The sequence below is a fragment of the Pseudomonas sp. RT4P38 genome (assembly GCF_054897765.1).
Genome location: NZ_CM142703.1, coordinates 6598180 through 6612428 on the forward strand (window position 1 = coordinate 6598180; position 14249 = coordinate 6612428).

A 14249-nucleotide genomic window follows, 5' to 3' on the forward strand; every position below is an offset into this window, starting at 1 on the left:
CCTGTGGGAGCGAGCTTGCTCCGGGCGGCGTTCCGACGATGGCGGCCGGGCAGACAACATAGATGCCTGCTCGTACAATGCCCGCTGCCCTGCAGGAGACACCAATGACCCGACTCGCCACCCCACGCAAACCCCGCGCACGCAGCCAGGCCCGGATCGATTCGATACTCGATGCCGCCCGCACGCTGCTGGCTGCCGAGGGCGTGGCCAGCCTGTCGATCTACAGTGTCGCCGAACGCGCGGAGATCCCGCCCTCCTCCGTCTACCACTTCTTTGCCAGCGTCCCGGCGCTGCTCGAAGCCCTGACGGCTGACGTCCACGCGGCGTTCCGTGCCTGCCTGCAAGCGCCCATCGACCACAACGCCCTGAACGGCTGGCGCGATCTCTCGCGACTGGTGGAGCAACGCATGCTCGCGATCTACAGCGAGGACGCCGCCGCCCGCCAGCTCATTCTTGCCCAGCACGGTTTGACCGAGGTCACCCAGGCCGACCGTCAGCACGACATCGAACTCGGCGATCTGATGCACAAACTCTTCGACCATCACTTCGAGCTGCCGACGCTACCGACCGACGTCGATGTGTTTGCCCTGGCCATGGAGCTCGGCGACCGCGTCTATGCGCGCTCGGTGCAACAACACGGACAGATCACCCCGCGCATGGCCGAAGAAGGCATGCGGGTATTCGACGCCTATCTGGGTCTGTATTTGCCGCCGTATTTGCACAAACGGCCCGCGCTCTGATCGTTCCCGCGCTTACAACTTGGCGATCGACACCTCGGTGGATTTCACGAACGCGATCACTTCGCTGCCGACCACCAGTTCCAGCTCTTTCACCGAGCGCGTGGTGATCACCGAGGTGACGATGCCGGAAGCGGTCTGTACGTCGATTTCCGACAGCACGTCACCGAGTACGATTTCCTTGATGGCGCCTTTGAACTGGTTGCGAACGTTGATGGCCTTGATAGTCATGATGTTGATTCCTGTCGTTGGATAAGGCTTGAGTTATTGAGCCCAACGCAATTGCGTGGGCAATGGTGAAACAGGTTCCGGCGCCGGCGGTTCGCCGGGCAACGCCAGCACGCGATTGAGGACTTCGGCTTCCAGCGCCGCCAGCCGATGGGAGCCGCGAACCCGAGGGCGCGGCAGTTCCACGTGCAGGTCGAGACCGACTTCGCCCTCCTCGATCAGGATCACCCGATCGGCAATCGCCACCGCTTCACTGACGTCGTGGGTGACCAGCAACACGGTGAAACCGTGCTTCTGCCAGAGCCGCTCGATCAGCTGCTGCATTTCAATTCGGGTCAGCGCATCCAGCGCGCCCAGCGGTTCGTCCAGCAACAGCAAGCGCGGTTGATGGATCAGCGCGCGGGCCAGGGCCACACGTTGCTTCTGGCCGCCGGACAAGGCAGCCGGCCATTCATTGGCGCGGTCTGCCAGACCTACCGACTCCAAGGCTTCCAGCGCTTGTGGCCGCCAGTTGCCCTTGAGCCCGAGGCCGACGTTGTCGATGACCTTTTTCCATGGCAGCAAACGCGCTTCCTGGAACATCAATCGGGTGTCTTCCCGCGCCTCACTGAGCGGCGCGGAACCGGCCAGCAATTCACCGCCCGTGGGTTTGTCGAGACCGGCGAGCAAGCGCAGCAAGGTACTTTTGCCGCAACCGCTACGACCGACCACGGCGACAAACTGACCGGCCGGGATGTGTAGATCGATCTCGCGCAGCACTTGCCGCGAGCCAAAGGTTTTTTGCAGCTTTTGCACCACCAACGGAATCCCGCGCAGCAGGCGTGGAGGTTGTTGAGCCGTCATGCCGCACCTCCTTTAACAACCTGATAGGCCGGGTGCCAGCGCAACCACACGCGTTCAAGTCCACGGGCCGCGAGGTCGGCGAGTTTGCCGAGTACCGCGTACATAAGAATCGCCAGCACCACCACGTCGGTCTGCAAGAACTCCCGGGCATTCATTGCCAGGTAACCGATGCCGGAGCTGGCGGAAATGGTTTCCGCGACGATCAACGTCAGCCACATGAAGCCCAGCGCGAACCGCACGCCGACCAGAATCGAAGGCAGCGCGCCCGGCAGAATCACCTGACGGAACAGACTGAAACCGGACACGCCATAACTGCGGGACATTTCCACCAGCGCCGGATCAACGTTGCGGATGCCGTGATAGGTGTTGAGGTAGATCGGGAACAACGTGCCCAATGCCACCAGGAAAATCTTCGCCGACTCATCAATGCCGAACCACAGGATCACCAGCGGAATCAGCGCCAGGTGCGGCACGTTGCGGATCATCTGAACCGAACTGTCGAGCAGCCGTTCGCCCCATTTCGACAGACCGGTGATGAAACCCAACGCCAGACCGATACCCCCGCCGATGGCGAAGCCCAGCGCTGCGCGCCAACCGCTGATCGCCAGGTGAGTCCAGATTTCACCGCTGCGCACCAGGCTGACGCCGGCTTCGATGACCGCAATCGGCGCCGGCAGAATCCGTGTCGACAACCAGCCCGCCGACACCGACAACTGCCACACCGCCAGCAGCAAAACAGATAACGCCCAGGGCGCAAGACTGTGGATAAGCTTCTTCATGGCGCGCCTCAGCTCTGCGACGCGGCTTTGGGGAGAATGTCGTTGGCGACCATCTCACCAAACGGGCTGACGTAACCGGCTCCTTTTGGCAGCTCTGGACGCTCGATGTCCAGGTGCGGGAACAGCAACTCGGCAACGCGGTAAGACTCTTCCAGGTGTGGATAACCGGAGAAGATGAACGTGTCGATGCCCAGGTCCGCGTATTCCTTCACGCGGGCGGCCACGGTTGGACCGTCGCCCACCAGCGCCGTGCCAGCACCACCGCGCACCAGGCCGACACCGGCCCACAGGTTGGGGCTGACTTCCAGATTGTCGCGGCTGCCACCGTGTAATGCGGCCATGCGTTGCTGACCGACCGAGTCGAAGCGCGCCAGAGAGGCCTGGGCACGAGCGATGGTTTCGTCATCCAGATGAGAGATCAGCCGATCCGCCGCTTGCCAGGCTTCGGCATTGGTTTCGCGAACGATCACGTGCAAACGAATGCCGAAGCGCACCGTGCGACCGAGCTTCGCGGCTTTGGCACGCACTTGTTCGATCTTCTCGGCAACGGCTGCCGGAGGTTCGCCCCAGGTCAGGACCATCTCGACCTGCTCTGCCGCGAGGTCTTGCGCCGCTTCCGAAGATCCACCGAAGTACAGCGGTGGACGCGGTTGCTGGATCGGCGGATACAGCAACTTCGCCCCCTTCACGCTGATGTGCTGACCGTCGTAATCAACGGTTTCACCTTCCAGCACGCGGCGCCAGATGCGGGTGAATTCCACCGAGGCTTGATAGCGCTCTTCGTGACTGAGGAACAATCCGTCGCCGGCCAATTCTTCCGGATCACCGCCGGTGACCAGGTTGAACAACGCACGACCGCCGGACAGGCGATCCAGCGTCGCGGCCTGACGCGCTGCCACCGTCGGGGAAATGATCCCGGGGCGCAGCGCGACGAGGAATTTCAAACGCTGGGTCACCGGGATCAGTGACGCCGCTACCAGCCACGAGTCTTCGCACGAGCGACCGGTAGGAATCAACACCCCGCCGAAACCCAGGCGATCCGCCGCTTGCGCGACTTGTTGCAGATAACCGTGGTCGACGGCGCGAGCGCCTTCGGAGGTGCCAAGGTAATGGCCGTCGCCGTGGGTAGGCAGGAACCAAAAGATATTGAGGCTCATGGAGTGGTCTCCTTAGGGAATCGAATTACTGAGCTTTGGCAACGGCCGCCGGTGGCGTCCAGATCACGTCTTTGATGCTCAGCGGCTTTGGAATCAGCTTGAGCTGGTAGAAGCTGTCGGCGATTTTCTGTTGCGCGGCGACCACTTCAGGCGTGAGGAACAGCGCGCCGTAGCCTTGGCGTTTCACCGAAGTCAGGGTGATGTCCGCTGGCAGGCCGAGCAGCGGTGAGACTTGTTTAGTCACCTCGATGGGATTGGCCCTGGACCATTCGCCGACCGCACGCACTTCTTCCACCAGGGTCTTGATCACCTCTGGATTCTTCTGCGCATAAGGCTTGGTCGCGAGGTAGAACTGATGGTTGTCGACGATGCCTTGGCCATCACGCAAGGTGCGTGCTTGCAGTTGCTGTTCGGCGGCAGCCTGGTACGGGTCCCAGATCACCCAGGCATCGACGCTGCCACGCTCGAACGCGGCGCGGGCATCGGCCGGCGGGAGGAAGACGGTCTGGATGTCGGTGTATTTGAGGCCGGCGTCTTCCAGTGCGCGGACCAGCAAGTAGTGAACGTTGGAGCCTTTGTTCAGGACGACTTTCTTGCCCTTGAGGTCCTGCACCGATTTGATCAGCGAGTCTTTCGGCACCAGGATCGCTTCGCTGTGAGGAGCAGGCGGTTCGTAGGCGACGTAGAGCAGATCGGCGCCGGCGGCTTGAGCGAATACGGGTGGCGTTTCACCCGTAACGCCGAAGTCGATGGAGCCGACGTTCAGGCCTTCGAGCAGTTGTGGGCCGCCGGGGAATTCAGTCCATTGCACGTCCACGCCTTGGGTGGCGAGGCGTTTTTCCAAAGTGCCTTTGGCTTTGAGCAGCACCAAAGTGCCGTACTTTTGATAACCGATCCGAAGAGTCTCGGCTTGAGCTTGAGTAATGGCGCCGAAGGTTACAGCCGCAGCAAACAGAGCGACCAGACCACGACGCAAAATGACAGTGCGCATGGCGCTCTCCTTTTTGCAGTTGGGTTTTGGCTGCACCTGCTTGGCCGTTAGCGGCTGAGTAAGGTGAGTGGATCAATTTCAGGTGTGGCTTAAGTGCTGGCTTAAATGCTCCAGCGAGCACTCAACAAACGTTCATTCAACAGGTTCGGATCGATCGGCTTGGGCCGCCGGGCCATGGCGCTGAAAAACAGCTCCAGCGATTCATTCAGTCGTTGTTCCAGCTCGGGTACCAACTGCGCCTGGGCGCTGCCTTCGCCGTAAGCGATCTGGCTGTCCACGGCGAAAATCCCGTGGAGCATTTCCTGGGCTTTCAACGCCGACAGCACCGGCTTGAGCGCGTAATCGACCGCCAGCATGTGGGCGATGCTGCCACCGGTGGCCATTGGCAAAACCACCTTGTGGGCCAGGGCGCGCTCGGGCAGCAGGTCCAGCACGGTTTTCAATGCGCCGGAGAACGACGCCTTGTACACCGGTGTAGCGATCAGCAGGCCATCGGCGCTTTCAATCTGCTGCAGCAGGTCGATGACCTTCGGGCTGTCGAAGCGTGCATGCAGCAAGTCTTCGGCCGGGAAGTCCCGTACCTGGTAACTCACCACTTCCACACCTTGCTCTTGCAACCAACGTTGGGAGCGCTCCAGCAGCACCCCGGAACGCGAGCGTAAGCTGGGACTGCCACCGAGTGAGACGACCAGCATTCAGGCGATTCCTTGAACGGTGTTGGCGATTCGCGGCTTGCGATCTCGCTGTGATGGAGTGACCTTAACAGGTGATTGTTATATCCATAAATCATATTTATTCATTTGTTTATTCCTTATAGATCTATGTGGATTGTCTTTTCCCAGGCAAAAAAATAGGCCGTAAAAACGGCCTGAAATCCCCTGCTTTGTGGATACGGTTCAATCTGAATTTTGCGGCGCCAGGTATGCCGTCATCGCGAGCAAGCTCGCTCCCACATTGGATCGCGCTCTACTTGTGGGAGCGAGCTTGCTCGCGATGGCGATTTAAGCCACACCGCTAGGGTTAATGGTTTACCTGTTTGGTTGTGGCGTCAGACGCAGGTACGGCTTCACCGCGCGATAGCCCTTGGGAAAACGTTTCTGGATTTCGTCTTCATCCTTGAGCGAAGGCACGATCACCACTTCATCACCGTCCTGCCAGTTGGCCGGCGTGGCCACCTTGTAGTTGTCGGTGAGTTGCAGCGAGTCGATCACCCGCAGAATTTCATGGAAGTTACGGCCGGTGCTCGCCGGGTAGGTGATGGTCAGCCGAACCTTTTTGTTCGGGTCGATCACGAACAGCGAGCGCACGGTCAGGGTGTCGTTGGCGTTGGGGTGGATCAGGTCGTAAAGGTCCGACACCTTGCGGTCGGCGTCGGCGAGGATCGGGAAGTTGACGAGGGTGCTCTGGGTTTCGTTGATGTCCTCGATCCACTTGTGATGCGAGTCCACCGGGTCCACGGACAGGGCGATGGCTTTCACACCGCGCTGGGCAAATTCGTCCTTTAGCTTGGCCGTGAAGCCCAACTCGGTGGTGCACACCGGGGTAAAGTCCGCCGGGTGGGAAAACAGCACGCCCCAGCTATCGCCAAGCCATTCGTGGAAACGGAGGGTGCCGGCGCTGGAATCCTGTTCGAAGTCGGGGGCGATATCGCCCAGTCTGAGGCTCATGATGCTGCTCCTGGTGAGTGCTTGTTGAGGTCAACTGTGCCTGCATTTCTTATTCATTAAAAAGAATAAATATCGATTTGTTTAGATCGTAAATGAATATTAAAAATGTGTTCATTGGACCTTGGCGACGATCAGGACGACTATCGCCCACAAGGTTCGAGAAGGCCTTGAGTTGCTGCACAAAGAGGGAAATTTCGAGGAGGGTTTACGGGGGTGAGCCTGACTTGAAAACGCAAAAGCCCCGCCCGGCGTGATGCCGGGCGGGGCTTTTTTTACTTCAGTTACGCGAGTGCTATTACAACAGCGGGATCGAGTAGCTGACGATCAGACGGTTTTCGTCCTGGTCGCGTTGGCCTGGGATGTCGTTGCGCCACATGGCGTTTTTCCACATGAGGCCCAGGTTTTTCATTGGACCGCTCTGGACTACGTATGCCAGGGTCAGATCGCGTTCCCACTCGGAGCTGTTAGTGCTCGCCGGGGACCGGGTATCGATGTCGTCGCCACGCAAGTAAACCATACCGGCGGTCAAGCCAGGCACGCCAACCTTGACGAAGTCATACGAGTAGCGTGCCTGCCAGGTGCGTTCGCCGGCACGGGCGAACTTGGCGATCTGGCTGTCGGTAGTCAGATAAGCCGACGAGCCGTCACCCTGGTTCAACCAAGGGAAGTCGCTGCTGCCGTTGCTGACCTGATAGCCGCCGCCGAAGGTGTGGCCGGCAACGGTATACAGGAACAGGCCGCTGTACAGGTTGTTGTCGACCTTACCTTTACCGTTGGCGGTGCTGTTGTAGTTACCGTTGCTGTAATAGGCCGGAGTGTTGCCATTCAGCCCGTCATCGGAGCTGTTGAAATAACGCAGGTCAGACTTCAACACGCCCGGACCGATCGACCAGTTGTGCACCAGACCCAGGAAGTGTTGCTTGTAGAAGTCTTCCAGATTGCCGTAGTAGTACTGGGCAGTCAGGTCTTTGGTGATCTTGTAGTCGCCGCCGGCATAGATGAACTTGTTGCTGTTGGCGGTACGCGCGGAAGCCCCCCCGATAGACAGTTGTTCATTGCTGCTGGAGTTACGGCCTTTGACGTGCTCGATCTGACCGCCGACCAGCGTCAGGTCTTTGATCTCGTTCGAGGTGATCTGACCGCCCTGGAAGGTTTGCGGCAGCAGACGGCCATCGTTGGTCACGATAACCGGCAGTTTTGGCTGCAGGGTGCCCAACTTCAGTTCGGTCTGGGAGATCTTGGCTTTGGCAGTCAGGCCCACGCTGGAGAAGTTATCAACCGCTTCGCCGTTGGACTTGCTTGGGAAAACAGTACCGCCGTAAGAAGTCGAAGTGGCGCCGTTAGTGCCGCCGCCCGAATCCAGACGCACGCCCAGCAGGCCGATAGCATCGATACCGAAGCCGACGGTGCCTTGGGTGTAGCCGGAGATGAAACGCAGGTCGAAGCCTTGGCCCCATTCTTCGTTTTTGCTCTGCACGCCAGAAGCAGTGGCAGCAGCGTGATCACGGTTATCGTTGTTGATGTAGAAGTTACGCAGCCCCAAAGTAGCCTTGCTGTCTTCGATGAAACCGGCGGCGCCTGCCTGCTGCGCCAAAACCCCTACGGCCACAGCCAGGGCCAAGGTGGACTTGTTCATTTGTTTCGCTCCTATCGTTTCTAATTCTTGTGGTCCTGGTCCTGGGTCGAGTGCCCCGGATCCTAAGATGCGCGATTAGCGCCAGACCGCGACTGACAAGTCAATCGTAACTATGTGTGTCTACGACCAAGGTCTAACCGCAGTTATTTGGTCCGTGCAAGGGTAATGGCTTCTTCATAAAGCCAAAAAGAATTATTTCATTCTTTTTCATACCATTATGGAATATAGCCCCGCACTAGGCTTCTGAGCCGGACACAACGTATCGGCACCTAAGCTAATTCCTAAATGGTATTTGTTAGCATTTTTTTAGATCGATTAGCTTTGACGCATTCCCCAAACGTCAGTCCCTATCGAAAAGGCGACGCCATGATGGCCAAACGCGCACTATCTAGTCGATTTGTTACAGTTTGTGTATCGCTCGCATTTTCTTTTACCGCCCATGCAGCGAACCTCACCGTCGGTTATCAAACCGGTATCGACCCCAGCAAAGTCCCCCAGGCAGATGGACTGTACGAGAAAACCATCGGCCAGAAAATTGACTGGCGTCGTTTCAACAGCGGCCCGGAAGTGGTTACAGCCATTGCTTCCGGCGATGTGCAGATCGGCAGCCGCGGCTCAGCCTTCCCGGATGCCAAGGCTCAACAGACCACCGCGCTGCTGGACGGCGGCACGGCCAAGGCCATTGGTGAAACGGCGAAGTTCTTGAAGGAACAAGGGAAGGTCGAGACAGTGCTGCCGGATTATTCGCCGTATGTCAGCGCGAAGTTTGTGCAGGATTAATGATCGTTCCCACGCTGCGTGGGAACGATCAGCCTGCGGTTACAAGGCTTTTTCGAAGATCTTCGAATTACGCTGAAAGTTGTATAGCGATGCCCGCGCCGACGGCAGGCGTTCGACGCTGCTCGGCACGAAACCACGCTCGCGAAACCAGTGAGCGGTCCGGGTAGTCAGTACGAACAAGGTTTTCAACCCTTGCGCCCGGGCGCGGGTTTCGATGCGCTCCAGCAGCTCATCACCCCGACCGCCATGGCGGTATTCCGGGTTCACCGCCAGACACGCCAACTCCCCCGCATCCGAATCAGCAATCTGATACAGCGCCGCACAGGCGATGATCATGCCTTCGCGTTCGACCACACTGAACTGCTCGATCTCACGCTCGAGCACCTCACGGGAACGCCGCACCAGAATGCCCTGCTCTTCCAGCGGGCTGATCAAATCCAGCAAGCCGCCGACGTCTTCGATGGCCGCTTCGCGCACAACCTCGAATTGCTCCTGGGCCACCAGCGTACCGCCACCGTCACGGGTGAACAGTTCGGTCAGCAGCGCGCCGTCTTCGGCGTAGCTGACGATATGACTGCGCGCCACACCACCGCGGCAGGCCTCAGCGGCCGCATCCAACAGCTCAGCCTGATAGTTGCTGCCCAGGCGCTGCAGATGCGCGGGCACTTGTTGCGGACGCAACTCACGAACCAGCCGACCGTTTTCATCGATCAGCCCCAGGTCAGCGCCGAACAACAGCAGCTTGTCCGCCCCCAGATCGATGGCCGCGCGAGTGGCGACGTCTTCGCAGGCGAGGTTGAAAATCTCACCGGTCGGCGAGTAACCCAGTGGCGACAACAGCACGATGGAACGTTCATCCAGCAGACGATTGATGCCCTTGCGGTCGACCCGACGCACTTCGCCGGTGTGGTGATAGTCGACGCCTTCGAGCACGCCGATCGGCCGCGCCGTCACCAGATTGCCGCCGGCCACCCGCAGACGCGAGCCCTGCATCGGCGATGAAGCCATGTCCATGGACAGTCGCGCTTCGATGGCGATACGCAGCTGGCCGACCGCATCGATCACACACTCCAGCGTTGCTGCATCGGTGATGCGCATGCCGTGGTGGTAATGCGGGGTCAGGCCGCGCGCGGCCAGGCGGGTTTCAATTTGCGGACGGGAACCGTGAACCAGCACCAGTCGCACGCCCAGGCTGTGCAACAGCACCAGGTCGTGGACGATATTGCCGAAGTTCGGGTGCTCCACGCCGTCGCCGGGCAGCATGACGACGAAGGTGCAATCACGGTGGGCGTTGATGTAGGGCGAAGCGTGACGAAGCCAATTAACGTATTCGGGCATGAACCTGGGCCTGTAATAAATAGCAGCCAAAAAATGGGCGAAACAGAAAACGCACAGCGGGCTGATGGTTATCGTCGGAACAGGCTTGGCGACACGCGCGCTCTCCTCATGAATACGGGTTGGGACACTGGCAATTTATACGGTTAGTTAGCCAAAACACAGAACCTGTGGGAGCGAGCTTGCTCGCGATAGCGGACTGACAGGCAACACATGTGTCGAATGTACAACCGCCATCGCGAGCAAGCTCGCTCCCACATGGAATTGTGCTCAATTGACTGGCATTGGCGTTTTGGCCGGTGTCAGGCAGTAATGTTTAATCAGTTGTCGTAATAGATGCACCGTAGGCTGCAAACGTGACATTTCGAGGTATTCCCCCGGTTGGTGCGCGCAGGCGATATCGCCAGGGCCCAGCACCAGTGTTTCGCAGCCAAGACGCTGAAGATAAGGCGCTTCGGTGCCGAACGCCACTGCTTCGGCGCGATGGCCGGTGAGCTTTTCCGCGACCCGGACCAATTCGGCGTCCTCAGCCTGCTCGAACGGTGGCACTTCGGGGAACAGCGGCGCGTAATCGATCTTCACCTGATGCCACTCGGCAATGGGCTTGAGCTTCTGCAGAATCTGCGCGCGCAGGGCATTGGGGTCCATGCCTGGCAACGGGCGCAGATCAAACTCCAGCGAACACTGGCCGCAAATACGGTTGGGATTATCGCCGCCATGGATGCAGCCGAAATTCAGGGTCGGCGTCGGCACGCTGAACTGTGGATTACGGAATTCACGCTGCCACGCCAACCGCAAACCACGCAGTTCACCGATGGCATCGTGCATGGCTTCGAGGGCGCTGTGGCCAAGGCGCGGATCCGAGGAGTGGCCGCTCTGGCCGAGGATGTCGATGCGCTCCATCATGATGCCTTTGTGCATGCGGATCGGCTTCAGCCCGGTCGGCTCGCCGATCACCGCCGCACGACCGAGCGGACGCCCGGCTTCGGCCAAGGCGCGAGCGCCGGACATCGAGCTTTCTTCATCACAGGTAGCGAGGATCAGCAGCGGTTGTTTGAACGGTTGGTCGAGCAGAGGAATGACGGCTTCGATGGCCAGGGCGAAAAAACCCTTCATGTCGCAACTGCCCAGCCCGATCCAGCGGCCATCGACTTCGGTCAGCTTCAGCGGGTCGGTCTGCCACAGCGCGCCATCGAACGGCACAGTGTCACTATGACCGGCCAGCACCAGCCCCCCGGGGCCAGAACCGAAACTGGCCAGCAGGTTGAACTTGCCGGGGCTGACCTGCTGAATGTCGCAGGCAAAACCAAGGTCACCGAGCCAACCCGCCAGCAGGTCAATCACCGGGCGGTTGGATTGATCGAGGCTGGGTTGGGTGCAGCTGACGGACGGCGTAGCGATCAGCGCAGCGAACTGATCTTTCATGGACGGCAAAGGCATCGCTGACTCCCAACTCCCGATTTGAAGTCCATCATAGAGCCATCCAGTGACAGGAATAAACCGCCGCGGCACGTAGGACTGATGAGTCCTGTACACTGCACGGCCTTGGCAGCCACACATTCCCCCCGGCTGCGCTCCCGATCCTGGATTTTCCGGCCATGCAGAAAGAAACCGAAATCAAACTCCGCGTCAGCCGAGAAACTCTCGCGGCCCTGCGCGAGCACCCGCTCCTGAAAAAACGCAACAAAAGTGGCTGGGAACGCCGTGAGTTGATGAACCAGTACTTCGACACGCCTGAGCGCGACCTGGCCCGCGCCAAGGTTGCCCTGCGCCTGCGCCGCGATGGCGAAGAAGTGATTCAAACCCTCAAGACCCGTGGCCAGAGCGTCGCCGGTCTGTCGGTGCGTAACGAATACGACTGGAACCTGCCCAAAGCCAAGCTCGACGTGAAGAAACTCGACGGCGAATGCTGGCCCGAAGAACTCGCCGAGCTGGACAAGAAAACCCTGAAGGCGATCTTCACCACCGATTTCGTCCGCGAACGCGCTGAAATCGCTTGGGGCCGTGGCAAGACCAAAGTGGTCATCGAAGCCGCGCTGGACCTCGGCCATGTGGTGGTCGGCAAGCAGAAAGAAGAAATCTGCGAACTGGAACTGGAACTGCGCGAAGGCGAGCCGGCCGCTTTGCTGGAACTGGCCGCCGAACTGGCCGCGACCCTGGCCCTGATGCCATGTGACATCAGCAAGGCCGAACGCGGTTATCGCTTGTACGACGCCAACAGCTACTCATTGAGCCTGCCGGCGCCGCAGATCACCGCCGAAACCCCGCTGGATGACGCCTTCGCCGCGCTGAGCTGGCACTTGCTGAGCAGCAGCCAGCGTCTGGCCGAGCAGTATCGCTTCAACGGCCACTGGCGCCTGCTGCAGGACTGGGTCGAAAACCTGGCTGAATTGCGCGCGCTGCTCAGCAGCCTGGGTCAAGCCGCACCGCGTCAGTCGACGCACGATCTGCGCGTCGCGCTGGATGCCTTGCTCGAAGACTGGCGTCCGCTGGTGCAAGCCGGTGTCGACGACGAAGACGTGCGCAAAGCCGCGCCGGAGCAGTTCCTCGAAGAACTCGAAGACCCGCGTTGGGGCCTGTTCTCGCTGAACACGTCGCGTTGGTTGCTGGCGCGCACCTGGGCGGCCGATCGCAACGTCCGCGGCAATCGCCAAGGCGCTGCGCAACTGGGCAGCTGGTTGCCGCGCCTGCTGGGTGAAGAAGCGACTTCGCTGCAACTGCAGCGTTATCAGCAACAGCCGGAAGACCTGGCCGAGCAACTGCCGCGCATCGAGCGCATCCAGGCCTGGCTGCACCACGCCCGCAGCGTGCTGGACATCCCGGAAATGGATCGCCTGTACGGTGAGCTGAAACAGCTTGCTCTGCTTGCTAACGAGCCGATCACCGACGAATCGCTGGATGCGCGCAAGCAGCAGGCGATTGCGGTGTATCAGAATCGTGCCTGGAAGATGCTGCTGCGTATGTAACACCGCCTTCGCGGGCAAGCCTCGCTCCTACAGAGGATCACCGAAATCCTGTAGGAGTGAGCGATGCGGCGACCCGACTTGCCCGCGAAGAGGCCAGCCCATTCACCGCAAAACCTCAGACTGGCAAACTCGTCGTGGACTTTATTTCCGACAACGCCACGATCGAGTTCACCTCCTGTATCCCCGGCACCATCGACAGCTTCTCGAAGAAAAACCGCTCATACGCCTCAATATCCGCCGTCACAATCCTCAGCAAGAAGTCCACCGACCCCATCAGCACATAACACTCCAGCACTTCGGGAAAGCCACGAATCGCCTCGGTGAACTCGGTGAAGTTCGAACGCCCGTGAGCGTTGAGTTTGATTTCAGCGAAGATCTGCGTGTTCAGACCGATTTTCTTCCGGTCGAGCAAGGTCACCTGCCCGCGAATAATCCCCTCCTCCTTCATCCGCTGAATCCGTCGCCAGCACGGCGACTGCGACAGCCCCACCTGCTCGGCGATCTGTGCGCTGGAGAGTGAAGCGTCCTCTTGCAGCAACGCGAGAATCTTGCGGTCGTAGCCATCCAGCTCGCTATGCATAAAAAAACCTTTGATTGATAACTTACCGAATCAAGCAATTCAAATAATCGCCAATAAGCCCAATCATAGATAAGAAATACCCGGCACCGAATGTAAAAATTCCTCCAGTGATTTTGGAGACCGACCATGCCGCATCTAGAAGCCGTGAACACCCCGCACACCCGCGCCGATGTCTGGAACGTCAGCAACGCCCACTGCCGCGTTCACTATCAAATGCTGGCCGAGGCCGAACCGGACCTGCTGTGCCGGGCGCTCAACCTGTTCGCTTTGCAGTTTCTGACGCCGCAACAGGTCAACGTGCAGCGGATGGACGATCTGTTGTCGATCGACATCGTGATAGACGGCCTGAGCTGGCACCGTGCCCAAGTGATCGCGGAAAAATTACGTAACCTGATCAGCGTCTGTTCGGTTGAGCTGCAAGCGGCTGATTGCGCTTGGGATGAACCGGCTCAACAGGCTGAAAGAACTCGACACGGCTTCGTCGGGTAGTGGCCCAACGGTCTGCGGGTCCGCGACTATCCTTTGCGAACTGTTGTTCATGAGGAGCCCG

14 protein-coding genes and 1 pseudogene are annotated in these 14249 nt (G+C 59.5%); 4 read left to right on the forward strand and 11 right to left on the reverse strand.

The annotated features are described in order from the left end of the window. The first annotated feature begins 104 nt into the window (after positions 1-104). Positions 105-740 carry a TetR/AcrR family transcriptional regulator gene (locus ACYZT7_RS30775; protein WP_462039394.1) on the forward strand — a complete coding sequence of 212 codons (636 nt, stop codon included), beginning with the start codon at positions 105-107 and terminating at the stop codon, positions 738-740. A 12-nt stretch (positions 741-752) separates the two neighbouring features. Here the strand turns inward: ACYZT7_RS30775 and ACYZT7_RS30780 are convergent, their stop codons facing one another. The 8 genes from ACYZT7_RS30780 to ACYZT7_RS30815 all read right to left on the reverse strand — a co-directional run bounded on the left by ACYZT7_RS30780 (position 753) and on the right by ACYZT7_RS30815 (position 8038). Further along, positions 753-968 (reverse strand): TOBE domain-containing protein, encoded by a 216-nt coding sequence (locus tag ACYZT7_RS30780; protein WP_007942473.1) that lies wholly within the window; start codon positions 966-968, stop codon positions 753-755. A 33-nt stretch (positions 969-1001) separates the two neighbouring features. Beyond that, positions 1002-1808, reverse strand: a complete 807-nt coding sequence (gene ssuB, locus ACYZT7_RS30785; RefSeq protein ID WP_462039395.1) for an aliphatic sulfonates ABC transporter ATP-binding protein — start codon at positions 1806-1808, stop codon at positions 1002-1004. Continuing rightward, the gene (gene ssuC, locus ACYZT7_RS30790) at positions 1805-2587 is read right to left on the reverse strand and encodes an aliphatic sulfonate ABC transporter permease SsuC (RefSeq protein WP_462039396.1); all 783 of its coding nucleotides are present in this window, start codon (positions 2585-2587) and stop codon (positions 1805-1807) included. Before ssuC ends, ssuB begins: the two co-directional genes overlap by 4 nt. 8 nt (positions 2588-2595) lie before the next feature. Then, on the reverse strand, positions 2596-3744 hold the full coding sequence (ssuD, locus tag ACYZT7_RS30795) for an FMNH2-dependent alkanesulfonate monooxygenase (protein WP_462039397.1): 1149 nt from the start codon (positions 3742-3744) through the stop codon (positions 2596-2598). A gap of 25 nt (positions 3745-3769) precedes the next feature. Continuing rightward, positions 3770-4735, reverse strand: a complete 966-nt coding sequence (locus ACYZT7_RS30800) for a sulfonate ABC transporter substrate-binding protein (RefSeq protein ID WP_462039398.1) — start codon at positions 4733-4735, stop codon at positions 3770-3772. Between the two features lie 101 nt (positions 4736-4836). Beyond that, positions 4837-5430, reverse strand: coding sequence for an NADPH-dependent FMN reductase (gene ssuE, locus ACYZT7_RS30805; RefSeq protein ID WP_462039399.1), 594 nt, complete (start codon positions 5428-5430; stop codon positions 4837-4839). A gap of 333 nt (positions 5431-5763) precedes the next feature. Continuing rightward, positions 5764-6402 carry a peroxiredoxin gene (locus ACYZT7_RS30810; RefSeq protein WP_462039400.1) on the reverse strand — a complete coding sequence of 213 codons (639 nt, stop codon included), beginning with the start codon at positions 6400-6402 and terminating at the stop codon, positions 5764-5766. Positions 6403-6697: 295 nt separating this feature from the next. Further along, positions 6698-8038 carry an OprD family porin gene (locus ACYZT7_RS30815; protein WP_462039401.1) on the reverse strand — a complete coding sequence of 447 codons (1341 nt, stop codon included), beginning with the start codon at positions 8036-8038 and terminating at the stop codon, positions 6698-6700. A 432-nt stretch (positions 8039-8470) separates the two neighbouring features. Here ACYZT7_RS30815 and tauA point away from each other — a divergent pair. Beyond that, a pseudogene (gene tauA / locus ACYZT7_RS30820) lies at positions 8471-8659 on the forward strand (taurine ABC transporter substrate-binding protein); the annotation flags it as partial. Positions 8660-8857: 198 nt separating this feature from the next. On the opposite strand, the gene argA reads toward tauA, so the two are convergent. Beyond that, complete coding sequence (gene argA, locus ACYZT7_RS30825; protein ID WP_462039402.1) at positions 8858-10156, reverse strand: amino-acid N-acetyltransferase; 1299 nt, start codon at positions 10154-10156, stop codon at positions 8858-8860. A gap of 267 nt (positions 10157-10423) precedes the next feature. Further along, complete coding sequence (gene argE / locus ACYZT7_RS30830) at positions 10424-11593, reverse strand: acetylornithine deacetylase (RefSeq protein ID WP_462039403.1); 1170 nt, start codon at positions 11591-11593, stop codon at positions 10424-10426. Positions 11594-11751: 158 nt separating this feature from the next. On the opposite strand from argE, the gene ACYZT7_RS30835 reads away from it, so the two are divergent. Continuing rightward, positions 11752-13119: a CYTH domain-containing protein gene (locus ACYZT7_RS30835; RefSeq protein ID WP_462039404.1), complete on the forward strand. Its 1368-nt coding sequence runs from the start codon at positions 11752-11754 to the stop codon at positions 13117-13119. Between the two features lie 115 nt (positions 13120-13234). Here ACYZT7_RS30835 and ACYZT7_RS30840 read toward each other — a convergent pair whose 3' ends face one another. Beyond that, a complete protein-coding gene (locus ACYZT7_RS30840) occupies positions 13235-13699 on the reverse strand; it encodes an Lrp/AsnC family transcriptional regulator (protein ID WP_046045137.1) in 465 nt (154 codons plus the stop codon). Positions 13700-13825: 126 nt separating this feature from the next. On the opposite strand from ACYZT7_RS30840, the gene ACYZT7_RS30845 reads away from it, so the two are divergent. After that, entirely contained in the window at positions 13826-14188 is a 363-nt protein-coding gene (locus ACYZT7_RS30845) for a hypothetical protein (RefSeq protein ID WP_462039405.1), read from the forward strand. Positions 14189-14249: the final 61 nt, after the last annotated feature.

Excerpts from the sequence above, each read along its gene's own strand:
- ssuB (WP_462039395.1), bottom strand. The coding sequence starts at position 1,808 with ATGACGGCTCAACAACCTCCACGCCTGCTGCGCGGGATTCCGTTGGTG.
- ACYZT7_RS30840 (WP_046045137.1), bottom strand. The coding sequence starts at position 13,699 with ATGCATAGCGAGCTGGATGGCTACGACCGCAAGATTCTCGCGTTGCTG.
- ACYZT7_RS30775 (WP_462039394.1), top strand. The coding sequence starts at position 105 with ATGACCCGACTCGCCACCCCACGCAAACCCCGCGCACGCAGCCAGGCC.
- ssuE (WP_462039399.1), bottom strand. The coding sequence starts at position 5,430 with ATGCTGGTCGTCTCACTCGGTGGCAGTCCCAGCTTACGCTCGCGTTCC.
- ACYZT7_RS30780 (WP_007942473.1), bottom strand. The coding sequence starts at position 968 with ATGACTATCAAGGCCATCAACGTTCGCAACCAGTTCAAAGGCGCCATC.
- ACYZT7_RS30835 (WP_462039404.1), top strand. The coding sequence starts at position 11,752 with ATGCAGAAAGAAACCGAAATCAAACTCCGCGTCAGCCGAGAAACTCTC.
- argA (WP_462039402.1), bottom strand. The coding sequence starts at position 10,156 with ATGCCCGAATACGTTAATTGGCTTCGTCACGCTTCGCCCTACATCAAC.
- ssuC (WP_462039396.1), bottom strand. The coding sequence starts at position 2,587 with ATGAAGAAGCTTATCCACAGTCTTGCGCCCTGGGCGTTATCTGTTTTG.
- ACYZT7_RS30800 (WP_462039398.1), bottom strand. The coding sequence starts at position 4,735 with ATGCGCACTGTCATTTTGCGTCGTGGTCTGGTCGCTCTGTTTGCTGCG.
- ssuD (WP_462039397.1), bottom strand. The coding sequence starts at position 3,744 with ATGAGCCTCAATATCTTTTGGTTCCTGCCTACCCACGGCGACGGCCAT.
- ACYZT7_RS30845 (WP_462039405.1), top strand. The coding sequence starts at position 13,826 with ATGCCGCATCTAGAAGCCGTGAACACCCCGCACACCCGCGCCGATGTC.
- argE (WP_462039403.1), bottom strand. The coding sequence starts at position 11,593 with ATGCCTTTGCCGTCCATGAAAGATCAGTTCGCTGCGCTGATCGCTACG.
- ACYZT7_RS30815 (WP_462039401.1), bottom strand. The coding sequence starts at position 8,038 with ATGAACAAGTCCACCTTGGCCCTGGCTGTGGCCGTAGGGGTTTTGGCG.
- ACYZT7_RS30810 (WP_462039400.1), bottom strand. The coding sequence starts at position 6,402 with ATGAGCCTCAGACTGGGCGATATCGCCCCCGACTTCGAACAGGATTCC.